Annotated in this window: 11 protein-coding genes and 1 riboswitch; of the genes, 2 read left to right on the top strand and 9 right to left on the bottom strand. The window is 48.2% G+C overall.

Features of this window, described 5'->3' with window-relative positions:
• Positions 1-107: 107 nt before the first annotated feature.
• Positions 108-1085, top strand: a complete 978-nt coding sequence (locus tag K7P76_RS22660; RefSeq protein ID WP_232187598.1) for a sugar phosphate isomerase/epimerase family protein — start codon at positions 108-110, stop codon at positions 1083-1085.
• A 61-nt stretch (positions 1086-1146) separates the two neighbouring features.
• Here K7P76_RS22660 and K7P76_RS22655 read toward each other — a convergent pair whose 3' ends face one another.
• The 4 genes from K7P76_RS22655 to K7P76_RS22640 are packed head-to-tail and all read right to left on the bottom strand — an operon-like array spanning position 1147 to position 5136.
• Positions 1147-2307, bottom strand: a complete 1161-nt coding sequence (locus K7P76_RS22655) for an amidohydrolase family protein (RefSeq protein ID WP_232187597.1) — start codon at positions 2305-2307, stop codon at positions 1147-1149.
• 28 nt (positions 2308-2335) lie between these two features.
• Positions 2336-3397 carry an ABC transporter substrate-binding protein gene (locus K7P76_RS22650; RefSeq protein ID WP_232187596.1) on the bottom strand — a complete coding sequence of 354 codons (1062 nt, stop codon included), beginning with the start codon at positions 3395-3397 and terminating at the stop codon, positions 2336-2338.
• Positions 3398-3441: 44 nt separating this feature from the next.
• On the bottom strand, positions 3442-4323 hold the full coding sequence (locus K7P76_RS22645; protein ID WP_232187595.1) for an ABC transporter permease: 882 nt from the start codon (positions 4321-4323) through the stop codon (positions 3442-3444).
• Between the two features lie 27 nt (positions 4324-4350).
• Positions 4351-5136, bottom strand: a complete 786-nt coding sequence (locus K7P76_RS22640; RefSeq protein ID WP_232187594.1) for an ABC transporter ATP-binding protein — start codon at positions 5134-5136, stop codon at positions 4351-4353.
• 70 nt (positions 5137-5206) lie between these two features.
• A riboswitch (guanidine-I (ykkC/yxkD leader) is annotated at positions 5207-5309 on the bottom strand.
• 289 nt (positions 5310-5598) lie between these two features.
• On the opposite strand from K7P76_RS22640, the gene K7P76_RS22635 reads away from it, so the two are divergent.
• Positions 5599-5859, top strand: a complete 261-nt coding sequence (locus K7P76_RS22635) for a hypothetical protein (RefSeq protein ID WP_232187593.1) — start codon at positions 5599-5601, stop codon at positions 5857-5859.
• Between the two features lie 436 nt (positions 5860-6295).
• Here the strand turns inward: K7P76_RS22635 and K7P76_RS22630 are convergent, their stop codons facing one another.
• The 5 genes from K7P76_RS22630 to purD all read right to left on the bottom strand — a co-directional run bounded on the left by K7P76_RS22630 (position 6296) and on the right by purD (position 14119).
• Entirely contained in the window at positions 6296-9280 is a 2985-nt protein-coding gene (locus K7P76_RS22630; protein WP_232187592.1) for a response regulator, read from the bottom strand.
• 32 nt (positions 9281-9312) lie between these two features.
• Positions 9313-10488 carry a BMP family ABC transporter substrate-binding protein gene (locus tag K7P76_RS22625; RefSeq protein ID WP_232187591.1) on the bottom strand — a complete coding sequence of 392 codons (1176 nt, stop codon included), beginning with the start codon at positions 10486-10488 and terminating at the stop codon, positions 9313-9315.
• Entirely contained in the window at positions 10488-11519 is a 1032-nt protein-coding gene (locus tag K7P76_RS22620) for a diguanylate cyclase (protein WP_232187590.1), read from the bottom strand. Before K7P76_RS22620 ends, K7P76_RS22625 begins: the two co-directional genes overlap by 1 nt.
• 165 nt (positions 11520-11684) lie before the next feature.
• On the bottom strand, positions 11685-12506 hold the full coding sequence (locus tag K7P76_RS22615) for an alpha/beta hydrolase family protein (protein WP_232187589.1): 822 nt from the start codon (positions 12504-12506) through the stop codon (positions 11685-11687).
• 344 nt (positions 12507-12850) lie between these two features.
• On the bottom strand, positions 12851-14119 hold the full coding sequence (gene purD / locus K7P76_RS22610) for a phosphoribosylamine--glycine ligase (protein WP_232187588.1): 1269 nt from the start codon (positions 14117-14119) through the stop codon (positions 12851-12853).
• Between the last annotated feature and the right edge of the window lie 25 nt (positions 14120-14144).

Raw genomic sequence — 14144 nt, 5'->3', positions numbered from 1 at the left:
CAACATGTCGCTTAACCGAACCTGAATATATCGTGTAAAGACCGGGCGCTTGATTTGCTTTAACATTTAGCTCATAAGATGATTCTTTTTCCCAGGGAGGCATTCCTATGAGCCATAAATATTCCGCTATTTTATCCAATGTCGGTTCCTGCGCAGATCGCTTCTTAACATCAGGGTACAGTCACCCATTCTCGGTATCGGAGCTATTCGCGCGCGTGGTGCAAATCCCGCAAATATCCGGCGTTGAATTAATCGGGAACTGGCACATTACCGAGAACAATGTTAAGGAAATCAAGAACCATCTCGATGAGCACCAGCTTCAGCTCGTATCCATCATTCCCGATCACTTCGGGCAAATGAAGTGGAAGTACGGAAGCTTCGCCGCCAAAGATCCCGCCATTCGCGCCGAAGCAATAGCCCATACGAAAGAAATGATCGATGCTGCAGCCGAGCTGGAAGGCAATTTGATCAGCCTTTGGCCTGGTCAAGATGGATACGACTATCTCTTTCAAGCAGACTATATCCAGGAACGCGACTGGTTCGCCGAAGGAATCAAGGAAGTATGCGAATATCGTCCGGATATGCAAATCAGCTTGGAATATAAAATCAAAGAACCGCGCACGCATAGCTATTTAAGCTCCGCCGCGGTCTCTCTATTGATCGCCAAAGAAATAGGTACTAACAATATCGGAGTTACGATAGATTTCGGTCATGCCCTAAACGCGTATGAAACGCCCGCGGAATCCGTTGCTCTGCTTAAACGGTACGGGGATAAGCTTTTCCATGTGCATATGAATGATAACTTCAGGCATTGGGACGACGATATGATTGTAGGCAGCGTTCATACGATAGAAACCCTCGAGTTTTTCTATTGGCTTAAGCGAACGGGCTATCAAGGATGGCTGTCCATTGATCAATACCCTTATCGGGAAGACAGTCTGGAAGCGGTCAGAGAAGGGGTCAACGCTATGGAGGCCTTCACTCGTATGGTCGATCGCATTCCGTCTGCGGACTTTGACAATCTCATTCGCGAAGGGAAATCCCCGACGATTACTGCTTATTTACGCAATCTTTTGCTGACGTAATAGCTTCATGCTTCTTACTTCATGCTTCATGCTTCATGCTTCATGCTTCTTACTTCATGCTTCATGCTTCTTTCTGCATCCTTCCTGCAATCAGGACCCCCTGGTAATATACCTTTTCTCTAACAGGCAACGAAGCCAGAGCATGGGCGGCGTTCGTCGCTTGAACGAGCATGAAATTAGCCGGGCTTCCGATTATGGGAAGGAGCGGAGGGTTGCCGATATAGGAGTATGCCTCGCGCATGCTATGATCATCGAACCACATGTACTTCTCCGCCAGCCTCCTAGCCTTTTCGAGCATGTCGCAACTGCCGAAAGGCGTCCACGAGTCGGCATTCGGGTGATCGGTTCCCAGATGAACCTTCACGCCGAGCTCCGTCAATCGCGCAATCGGCGGCATCGGAGTATCGATCGGCACGCTCGAGATTATCGGTATATCCATCGCGACTAGCCCGCCAGCGATTTCCTCTACTTCACCCCGGCTCAGTTCCCCAAGGCAGTAAGCATGGCTAATGGCGACTCTGCCCCCCAAACCCGCTTGTTCTGTTAGCTCAATCATCTTCAAGATCGTAGCTTTGCCAATCTGATCGGGATCGTGCAAATGAAGATCGATCGCAGCATCGAACTCCGCGCTCAATTCGAATACGGCGTTCAGACTAGCCTCCATATCCCCGTCGATACCTGCCGGATCTACCCCGCCAACCATTTCAGCTCCGTTACGCAGAGCCTCTTTCATCCAGCGGACAGAGTCCAACTTCATCAACCCTTGCTGCGGAAAAGCGACGATTTCCAAGTGGATCTTGTTGCTATATCGTTCCTTTAGCTCAACAACAGCCTCAAGATGCTTTAATCCGACCGTCGGATCCACGTCGACATGAACCCGCAGCCGCGAAGTCCCGCCTTGCACGATCGCTTCGAGCGTTTTCCCCGCTCGTTCGAGCACCGATGTACGCAGCCCGGCTTGCAACTCCTTCTCTACCTGCAGCATCTCCATAATGTGGTTCAGCTTCGGCCTTGAAACCCAACCCTCACCGACGAAGCTCTTGTCCAGATGCGTGTGATAATCGGCGAACGTAGGAAGCAGCAGCATTCCTTGCGCATCCTCCCGAGAGTCTCCCGCCGGAATCGAAACGGAAGAAGGAAGGACGGAAACGATCCGCCCCTCCTCCATTCCGATGTGGTACTGCCGTGAATCGATACTCGCATTGCATAGCCATGTCTTCATGTCTAATTCCCTCCACGCGATTTGCCGCTTATGCTTTAGGCAGGAACGAAGTGTCGAACAACTCCGTGACGTCGAACTTTTTCTTGATCATGCCGATATCGTACAGCTGGTTCATGAGCGTGTCCCAACGTTCCTTGGACATCGTTCCGAAGCCCTTCGTAGCGGCCTCTTCCTTGAAAATCAGATCCATGGACGCCACGGCGCGCAGCTTCATGTCTTTAAGCTCCAGGTCGGGGCTCATTTCCTTGATGACCGGATTAATCTCTTCGTAGTTGGTTTTGTAGTACTGCCAGCCTTTGACACTCGCTTCTACATACGCTTTAACGATATCCGGATGTTCCTTGAGATATTTTTCGGTCGTGAAAATAACGTTCGCATACGGCTGATAACCGAAATCATGAGTCCGAATGTATTCCGTTTCCACGTCAAGACCGGCCATCGTAATCGGTTCGGCTGTAACGTAAGCGTGGGTCATCGACTGCTTGTCATTGATAAAACCCGTGAAATTACCCGTGAAAGCAAGCTCCTTCACTTTGCCGAGGTTGTATTTCTTCTTAAAATATTCCCAGTACATCGAGCCTGGCACCAAATAAATGGTCCGGCCGTTTAAGTCGGCGAAGCTCTTGACGTTGTCTCCCTTATGGAAGAGGATGGCCGTCGGATTGATCTGGAATTGCGCGGCCAACGCAACGACCGGAATGCCTTGCGCGCGAGCCATGACCAACTCGTCGCCTTGCGCCATGCCGAATTGCGCTTTGCCGGAAGCTACGATTTGAATATGGGAAACTTGCGGGCCTCCTTGCTCAATCGTCATGTCCAGTCCAGCTTCCTCGTAGTAGCCCTTCGCTTTAGCCGCGAACATGCCGCCTTGCTCGGGCTGGGCGAACCAGTTGAGCACTTGCGTGATCGGGATGAGCTCTTTTTTCGTTGCCGGTTCGGAAGCTGCGGGTACAGATGCAGATGCAGACGATCCCGCTGCGCTCTCCGTCGGAGCTGCGTCGTTGTTATTCGAAGAACAGCCTACGATAAACAGAAGCAATGCGATAATAGGAATAAAGGCGAGTTTCGTTCTCGATTTTGCGTTTGCCATATGAATTTCCTCCACTTTCTCTCTGTAGGTTGGGTTGTTGCCGATCAATTGTCCACTTTCATCTCGGACTCGTGCCAGGAACTAAGCAGCCATTTCGAAAAGGCGTTAATGAGCAGGAAAAACGCCACTCCGAGCAAGGAAGCCGATAATCCGCAAGCGAACAAGTACGGGGTTTGCAGCCGGGTTGCCGCTACGGTAATGGCGTAGCCAAGACCTCCTTCCCCTCCGCCGATGCCGGCGACATATTCGCCTACGATCGCTCCGATAACCGCTAAAGTACAAGATATTTTCATCCCCGCCGCAATGAAGGGGAGCGCTGCCGGAATCCGAAGCCGCCACATTGTCTGGAGCCTCGAGGCGTTATAGAGAGTAAACAGATTTTTCATGTTCTGCTCCGTTGAATTAAGGCCGATGAGCGTATTCGACAGCATCGGGAAAAATCCAATGAGAAACGCGATGATAACAATGGAGTTCATGCCCGCTCCGAACCAGATGACGATGATCGGAGCGATGGCGACGATCGGAATCGTCTGAAGAATAACGGCATACGGATAAATGCTCTTCTCGATCGTCTTGGACAAGCCCAGGAAGATTGCCCCGCTTACGCCAAGCACAACGCTAATCGCAAATCCGTAAATGGATTCCCAAACCGTTTTCCATGCGGATGCCATAAGGCTGCTGAAGTTATCCGAGGCAGCCAAATAAATATCCGACGGCTTCGGAAGAACATAGGTGGGAGTGCCGATCCAAGTTACGATAAGCTCCCATCCCCCGATCAGAACGATGAAAGCCATGAGCGGCGGGACAATCTGCGAAAGCTTGGTTAGCCATCCTCTCGTCGCTTTCTTTTGTCCCGATGCAGCCGAGACTGGTTTAGAAGTCGTTCCTGTTATACCGGAAGCCATTGACTCGTGAACATTATCCATTCTCGATTCCTCCTTCCTGATGTGAAATCAATGCTTCAGAGCGGCCGACACTTCGCGGACGTATTCGCTGAATTCCGGGGTTGCATGGTACGAATCGTCGCGCGGGAATGCAAAAGGAATGCTGATTTCTTCGGCGATCTTACCCGGCCTTGGCGTCATGACCATTACCCTCGTGGATAAGAAAACAGCTTCGAACACGTTGTGGGTAACGAACAGCACCGTCATCCCTTTTTCCCTTTGCCATATATCGAGCAGTTCCTGCTGCAGCGTTTGTCTAGTGATTTCGTCCAATGCGCCGAACGGTTCGTCCATAAGAAGCAGTTTAGGTCTTGAAGCAAGCGCTCTGGCGATAGATACGCGCATCTTCATGCCGCCCGACAGCATTCTCGGCAGTGCTTTCTTGTAATCTTTCAGCCCAACGAGTTCCAATACTCTAGCCGCCTCTTCTAACCGTTGTTTCTTGGGCATTCCCCGAAGGGACAGCGGCAGCATGACGTTGTCCTCCACCGAGCACCAGGGGAGCAGCGTGTGGTCTTGGAACACGAAAGCCATCTCGCTTTGCTTGCGGGCATGGGCAGGCGACATCCCCATGATTCGAATGTCGCCATCCGTTGCCTCGGTCAATCCGGCGATGAGCTTAAACACTGTGGATTTGCCGCAACCGGATGGGCCGACGAAACTGATAAACTCATTTTCTTTAATGTGCAGGCTCACGTCCTGTAAGGCGACCGTTCCATTCGAGTAAACTTTATTCACATGATTTAACTGCACCCAATCCGCCATTATCGATATATTGTTGTCGCTTTCGCTCATGCTGACATCCTCCCCGTGCTCGTTTTGCGAACGTAAAAAGCAAAAGCCGGGGAGATATCATCGCAAGATATCCTCCCGGGCTTTTATCCCTCCGTGTGCACGGCTTAAGCCGCGTGCTCCCTCTTGGACCGAACCGACTCTTTACGAACCGTGGAACCCTAGGCAGCATTGTGAACATGAATTTAGTTTTCTATAGGCTTACTTTAATTAAGTTCAGCTCCTATGTAAACATATATTACATTAAATTATGCATGAGACACTGAATATTTAGTTTTTTTGTGCAAACAGCTTATAAAAGATGTTATTGCGTTATATTATATAACATAAAATAACCTGCTTCGCTGTTTTTAGATGGACATAAGTTGCTTGTGAGTAAAAAGAATAGTCGAGTTTATTTGGGGGGTTGGGGTTGTAATTGCTATAGTCGGTATTTCCGATTATAAGCAGGGAGTGTTGGGGTTTGTGTTCGCTATAGTCGGTTTATCCGACTATAAGCAGGGATTGTTGGGGTTTGTGTTCGCTATAGTCGGTTTATCCGACTATAAGCAGGGATTGTTGGGGTTTGTGTTCGCTATAGTCGGTTTATCCGACTATAAGCAGGGATTGTTGGGGTTTGTGCTCGCTATAGTCGGTATCTCCGATTATAAGCAGGGAGTGTTGGGTAGTTTGGAGTCCTCTAGTTTGTGGCAGATTTATAACCCAGGCTTCCTGCTGCAATTTTAGGACTATGATAACGTCTGCATTGCTAACAGATGGGCAAAAAGAATATATCCCCTTCCTCTACTGCGATATGGTGCAAAGGCCAAAAAACTGCCTTCACCACCAGGAATCGCAGCGTTGCGGCTTCGCCAAGGCCAAAAAACTGCCTTCACCACCTTGAACCGCAGCGTTGCGGCTTCGCCAAGGCCAAAAAACTGCCCTCACCACCTTGAACCGCAGCGTTGCGGCTTCGCCAAGGCCAAAAAACTGCCCTCACCACCTTGAACCGCAGCGTTGCGGCTTCGCCAAGGCCAAAAAACTGCCCTCACCACCTTGAACCGTAGCGTTGCGGCTTCGCCAAGGCCAAAACGGCATCGAAACTCGAATTCTGAATGATTTCTGATACAGTAAAAGCCAACCTCTCGGCTGGCTCTTCATGCGATGCGGTATATGCAACACTCTATTGATACGTCACATCTATACGCGCAAGATACTCCTCTAAATCTTGTAAACTCCGCAGAATTAACTCTGCATATCGTTCTTTCGAAGCTTGTTCGATAATAGCGCCGATTTCGCTGATCCGATTCAGACCATAGCCGGCTCCCGAGCCCTTTAAGCTATGCCCTAGAATGCGCAAGTTTTCATAGTCGCCTTCTTCAATCCATTGCTTGATCCTAATAATATCGTTATGACGCTTTTCGATATAGGAAGGAATTAAATGCTCATAATTGGCTTTCACGATTACCGGTATTTTATCTAAGGCTGCCGAGTTAGAGATACTCAGACTAAATTCATGGATCGCCTGTATGAGCGTATTTTGAGAAATGGGCTTCGTTAGATGTTCGTTGCATCCGGCATCCAAACACTTTTGTTTCTCTTCTTTTAACGCATGCGCGGTCAAAGCAAAAATCGCGACTGGCGCCTTCCCCGTCTCAGCCTCCCATTTTCTAATTTCACGCGTTGCCGTATATCCATCCATGACTGGCATTTGCATATCCATCAATACAAGATCGTATTCCTTTGCCATAACCTTCTGATACGCCTGTTCTCCATCGTTAACGATATCCAATTGATACGGCGTATGGCTTAGCATTGTTTCTACGATAAGCTGGTTGTCTTCATTATCTTCAACCAACAATATGCGCAGAGGTATCAACGATTGAGGAACTTGAACGATTCTCCTCGCATCCGGTTGACTATGACGCTGTTTCAATTCAATAGTTTCCTTCATCATCGTAAGCAGTTCCATTTGTTTAACCGGCTTAACCAGAAATTTATCAATTCCCAACTTTTCCGTTTCTTTAACAACCGTTGTCACATTATCGGAAGATAACATTAGAATCGTTGTTCTAACGTCTTGAAATTGCTCTTTGATTTTTTTGGCGACGTGCAGGCCGTCCATATCGGGCATATGGTAATCCAATAGAATAAATCGGTACGGATCCTGCATGGAATTCGCCTGTTTTATTTTTTCCAAAGCCATATAGCCGTGATTGGCTTCTACAACCACCGCTCCCCGACTAGTTAGAAGATTGGAAAGAATGTATAGATTCGTTGAATTATCGTCGACGACCAGAATTTTGAGCCCTTGCAGAAAATCGAATGAAGCGGGGACAGCTTCTACTTCATCATTCTTTTCAAGCGATACGGTCAATAGAAATTCACTGCCGATACCGACTGCGCTCCGCACCGTAATTTCTCCGCTCATCAATCTTGCCAGATCACGGGAAATGGTGAGCCCCAGCCCCGTACCCCCGTATTTACGCGTAGTCGACGCATCTACTTGCGTGAAACGATCGAAAATAGCTTCGAACTTTTCTTCGGGTATCCCTATGCCGGTATCGGAAACCGAGAAGATGGTTTGACCCGCATGCTCTCCGGTACTTTCGTACTTTACGACGACTCCAATCTCGCCTTTTGCAGTAAATTTAATGGCATTGCCGACTAAATTAATTAAGATTTGCCTTAAACGGTCCGGATCGCCGATTACTTTGGCCGGTACGTCCGCAGAGATGTCGCAAGTTAATTCCAATCCTTTTTTATGCGCGCTGATGGCCATCGTTTCCATCGTTTTTTCGACCAATTCCAATAAATCAAACCGGCTGTGCTCCAATTGCAAACGGCCTTCTTCGATTTTGGAAAGATCGAGCAGCTCATTGATTAATTGCAATAGAGAGTCCGATGCGCGCAGCAATGACTGCAAGTAATTATGCTGCTGAGTCGTAATCTGCGTATTCGATAAAATTTCTGCCATACCTATGATCGCATTTAACGGGGAGCGTATCTCATGGCTCATTGCGGCTAAAAATTGACTTTTGACCGCAGAGGCATGCAGCGCAGCATCCCGGGCTACCGTAAGGTCGGCTTCGTATTTTTTCTGATTTTCTTCTGCCAGCTTGCGTTCGGTTATATCATTCATGATCCCGTTGAATTGAATTTGCGTCCCGTTGTTGTCAAATATAGGAGTACTAAAGCCGTGAATCCAGCGCACATCGCCGTCACGACGAATGATTCGGTATTCCTGATCTGTTTTTAGCCCATTGAGGTAACCCGAACGATACTTCAGATAGACGGGCATATCCTCCGGATGCACCATTTCCTCCCACGCTCTGTTGTTTTCGAAAAATTGCCGCATCGGAATTCCGGATATTTTTTCCATGGCAGGAGAAAGCTGCAGCAATGTTTTCGTTCGCAAATCAAAGGAAAAAGCGGCAACTTCCAAACTTTCGAAAATATTTCTTAACTGTTCTTTCGTTTGAAACAGCTCGCTATTTTTCTCCTCCAGTTCTTTCGTGTTTTTCACTTGCATTCGGAACGCCAACGAGATAAACCGTGAGGTAATGAATGCGATCGTAATGACAATAAGAATAATGACCAAAGAAACGATCGAAATCGTCAACAACAACGTTTTGCTCGAATCAACGACTTCATTACCCTCTGAGCTAATACTGCTTTCACTCGTATCTCTAAGGGCCGTTAGTTTATCGAACAAAATGTCGGAAACCGGCCGTACATTTTCCCGGAAAATTTCTTGGGCGATTTCCGGGTTCCCCACATCGTAGACTTTGAATATTTGTTCGTCTATCATAACCTTTAGATTTTCGTTCTCTTTGACCAATTCCGCGATATCTTCCGGTTGTTCATCATGCGGAGTTCCGGCCAATTCCTTAAAAAGTTGATCCATAACCCGGGTAGACGCTTCATACTTCTCTTTGTCCAGTTCATTTCCGGATAACAAATAACTGCGTACTAACGAACGTTGTTCCGAGAGGTTAAAAAGCAATTTCTCGGTTAAGCTTAATGCCGGAATGTCCTTGGAAACGATATGCCCGACATTCGCATTAAAGGTGGTGATATGTTTATAGTTATAGATTAAATTAGCCAAAAGCAATAAAATCACGACAACAAAGGCGCCGACTAAATAGCGTACCTGATTTTGTTTCATCCTTTTTCTCCTCGAAAGAATATCCGTGAATTCTATTGTTTTTTCGGTATTTCACCTATGACCCCATCGACGAAATAGTTCGTTTTACTTAATACCTCTTCCGTTGGAGAAGTACCTTCCGCTATGCGAATCGTACCGGATTGATCTTTAACAGGTCCGCGTAACGGACTAAGCGCTCCGGATTGAATATCTTTCAGTTGAGTCTTAATCAATCGTCTCACATCTTCCGAAACGTTGTTGCCGAATGAAGCAAGCTGCATGAATTTGTCTACATCGTTCTTTACGATTAAGCTTCCATCATATCGGCTTCCTTTGAATCGGCCTTCCTTCGTCGTTTCGATCATATCGATGAACAATTTGGAACGGTCGAAAACAAGTCCGGACAGCCAACTGTTAGGAGCAATCGAGGATCCATCCACATGGTACCCGATCGTATTCACTCCGCGTTTTTCCGCTATCTGATGAATCGTTTTCGTGCAATTCTGAACCTGAGTAATGACATCGATACCTTCATCCATCAGCTCATTTGCCGCATCCGCTTGCTTCATAGGGTCGCACCAATTGTTGGTGAAAATCACTTTTGTCGTCGCATTCGGCTGTACGGAACGAAGGCCTACGGTAAATGCGTTGACTTGCAGTAAAATTCGATTGGCAGGGAAGGCAACGACGAATCCGGTTTTGCCGCTCTTCGATTGTTTGCCCGCGACAACGCCCATCATATACATTTCTTTCCAGAAAGAAAACGTGTAATCACCCAGATTAGGAAGGGTTTTATCTCCGCCCGGAATAAAGAAAACAACATCCGGGTGACGCTCGGCAACCTTCATAGCTGTTTCCAAGTACCCGTTGGATAAGGGAAACATGATTTTAGCTCCCGACTTAATCATGTCTTCCATAACCTTTTCCGAGTCGCTATTTTCCGGTACGTTTTCCTTGCGTATAATATGTAAATCCGGAAAAGCCTTTTCAGCCGCAACTGTAGATTGATAGATAGCCTGATTATAGCCAAAGTCATCCGTTGCTCCTACGAATAGAAAACCCACGGCCGTTCCGTTCGTTCCTGGAACATCCGAAGCGGGTGGATTCTCGCCGGAATCTGTCGCTGTGGCGGTGTGTGACACGGGACTATTCGCGTTGCTGCAGCCTATCAATAATGAAAACAGAAGAAAACAGGGCAGGAGTAAAGTCAGCATCTTATTGGGGGTCATTATCGGCTCAATCCTTCTGATAAATTTTCTTGTTCCGAGTACATATGCACGCGATTGCGCCCGGTTGTTTTCGCTTTATACAAAGCTTGATCGGCGCTAGTAACTAGAAAATCCGCACTCGTCTCTTCCATTGGATACAGCCAAGAAACTCCTAAGCTGACGGTTACGAACGAGCTGACTTTGGAATGGGAATGCGGTATCTGTAAGCCTTCTATGGCAACACGCATTCGTTCCGCAACAATCATCGCATCCTCCCCGGTCGTCTCTGGTAATAGAACGACGAATTCTTCCCCGCCATATCGTGCCGCCGTATCCCCAGGCCGCTTCGTTTCTTGCATCAATATGCAGGCTACTTGCTGTAAGCAGTGATCCCCTTCTACGTGTCCATATATATCATTGAATTGTTTGAATTGATCAACATCCAATAGAATAAGTGAAATAGCTTCGACATTGTCGTTCATATAATTTTTTCTGCTCAGCCGCTGAAACTCGCTGATCAGTTGTTCGTCAAATCCCCGCCGATTCGTTAACCCGGTCATGCCGTCCGTCAAGCTGATTTTCTGCAAATTCGATACAGCCTCTCCCAACAAAGAAGTTACATGGAGCAGCTCCGATTCCCTTTCTTTCCTTCGGTCGATTTCACCCTTCAGCCTAAGCGCGGACCGAATCCTAGCTAATAACTCAACCTCTTTGAACGGTTTGGTAATAAAATCTATAGCGCCTGCGTCAAAAGCTTTTTTTAAAGTGTCGTCTTCCGTATCTCCGGTTACCATAATAATAGGCACGTCTTGATACTCCTCATTGCTCTTAATTGCGGAACACGTATCGATGCCATTGATATCCGGCATAATGACGTCCAGAAGAATCAAGTCCACTTCGGCTGCGTCCTTGTTGTTTCCACCAATATCCAATAAATTCAAAGCCGCTTGCCCCGAATTCACGGTAACGATCCCGTCATAACCTTCGTATTTCAGAATGGTTTCCAACAATAAACTCGTATCCTCGTCGTCATCAATAATTAGAATATTCATCCTTGATAGTCCCGCCCTTTTTCTAAATCTTTCGACATTATTCGCACATAGATTATAGCATGCAAACAACAAAAAAACCGCTAGAGCTTTACGCTCCGACGGTTACATTTTCAAAGGCGCCAAGCGATTCTCCGGCAAGAGAATATTGGGGGGAAAAACACATCATTAGATGCTCCAATGCTGCCAATCCCGCTGACGCTTCTCGTGACTGGCCAGCCACTCCGACGTTGACTGGTAGAGCTCCGCCTTGTGTACGCCTTGAGTGTACGTATGATCCGCTTGGAAAAGAATGTTCTTATCGCAGCGTCCCTCGCCCCTCAGCCAAAATGTCTTCTCTAACAAAAAGCTATAATCCGCAAGAATCGTTTCATCCGCGGTCCCATGCGCGATAAACACATCCCCTTGGAACTGCGGAGCTTCCTGAAAAGGTTGATGCTGCTGCAACGACTCGAAAAATTCCGGTTTCAATCGATAGCCGTGATAGTCCGCAAATCCTTTCTTCACCGCTTCGTCGTATACTCCGCGACCTACGATTCTCAGAATATCGTTGAACGGATGCGCAACCGGCGACCATAGCGCCAGCGATTTCACCCGACGATCCTTCGTTCCCGTTAATAAAGCGACCGCACCGCCAAGGCTATGTCCTAACAAAGTAACCCGCAATGGATCCACGCAATCGAGACTGAGTCCATAATCCAGCACGGAGCGCGTTTGTGCGATCATGGAATCAAGTCCGTGCTCTCCGTATATCCCGTCGCTTTCCCCGCACCCCGCAAAATCGAATCGAAGGACAAAAAATCCTTGACTGGCGAGTTTTCTGCTCGCTAACAGGAACAACCGGTCCACTCCGATCCGACTGCCCACGAATCCGTGGCAGATGACGACTAGAGGCATTTTCTTATTCGTGTCTTTATCTTCCTTCGACGGATAATGAATGGTTGCGGCGAGCGTAAGATCTTCGTGGCGTATCGTAAAGGGTCTCTCCATAGGTCAACAACCTCATTTCATTTAATTCCGATGCAATTACTATGAATTAAACTTTAACACCGTCACTCCCTTCTGTCAACCGCGGCGATAAAAAAAGACCAAAATTGGGAATGTTACTTATAACCGAAAAATGCACTTTATTAGAGGAGGTGAAAGGATGGACGGTTTCATCAACTGGGTTTCAAACCATGCCTTAACTACGGTACTCATATTGGGTACAGCTTATGCGGTCTGGTACGTTTTTTCCCATCGTAAATCGCTGTTCTACAAAGAATAAACCACCGGGAAAACCTTGAATTTACAAGGCTTTGTTCTCGGTGGTCTCGAATCGTAATAGTTGAATATTACAAAAGCGCCTTGGCGGCAATATCCGTTCGGTTTTGTTTGCCTTTGAACGTAATGCGGTCTGCCGTTTCGTAGGCACGGGTACGCGCCTCGGCAATATCTGAACCAAGGCCGACAATGCCGAGCACCCGGCCTCCGTTCGTAACGACCTGCCCGTCTTTGACTGCAGTTCCCGCGTGGAAAATCAATGCATCCGTCGAGTTGTCCGCTGCCTCTAACCCTTCGATAGGGAATCCCTTCGGATACGAACCCGGGTAACCTCCTGATGCAAGCACGACGCACACAGCCGCTTCGCTGCTCCACGTTATGTCGAGCTCATGCAACGTACCGTTAATGGAGGCGAGGAAAATTTCGAGTAAGTCGGACTTCAGCCGCGGCAGTACGACTTGCGTTTCCGGATCCCCGAAACGGGCGTTGAATTCGATCGTCTTCGGACCGTCTTTCGTGATCATGAGACCCGCGAACAGGACACCCCGGAAAGGTCTGCCTTCCGATACCATTGCGCGAGCAGTCGGTTTGATGATGTTCTCGATGGAATCGTCGATAATGGATTGTGCGATGTGCGGAAGCGGAGAATAGGTCCCCATTCCTCCCGTATTCGGGCCTTTATCGTTATCGAACACTTGCTTGTGATCCTGTGCGGGCGACATCACGCGAACCGTCTCCCCGTCGACGAAAGCCAGAATGGACATCTCCTGCCCTTCCAGGAATTCCTCGATAACCACTTTGTCTCCGGCAGCGCCGAACGATTTGTCCACCATTGTTTCTTCCAGCGCCCTGTCCGCTTCCTCGCGGGTGAAGCAAACCGCTACGCCTTTGCCCGCGGCCAGCCCGTCCGCTTTAATGACGATAGGCAGCGGTTGTTGCCGTAGATAAGCCGAGGCTGCCGCATAGTCGGTAAAAGTCTCGTACTTAGCGGTAGGGATATTGTATTTGCGAAGCAAGTCTTTCATGAAGATTTTGCTGCCCTCGATTTCGGCGGCGTTCTTGCGAGGCCCATAAACCGGGATCTTCGCAGCTTCGAACTCATCCACGATGCCTGCCGCAAGCGGGTCGTCTGGCCCGACGACGACAAGATCGATCGCTTTGTCCTGCGCGAATTTCACGAGGCGCGCGAACTCCAATTCCCCGATATCCACGTTCTCCGCCAGTTGAGCCGTTCCGGCGTTACCCGGCGCGCAGTAAATTTGTTTGATCTTCGCGCTCTTCTTAAGCGACCAGATGATGGCGTGCTCGCGCCCTCCCCGTCCGATGACCAGAATATTCACGTGTTCGTCCTCCTAGTTACAAAGG

The organism is Cohnella silvisoli (genome assembly GCF_021190915.1).
Taxonomy (GTDB): Bacteria; Bacillota; Bacilli; order Paenibacillales; family Paenibacillaceae; genus Cohnella; species Cohnella silvisoli.
Note: the sequence above shows the minus strand (reverse complement) of the source record. Positions and strands in the feature narration are given on the sequence as shown.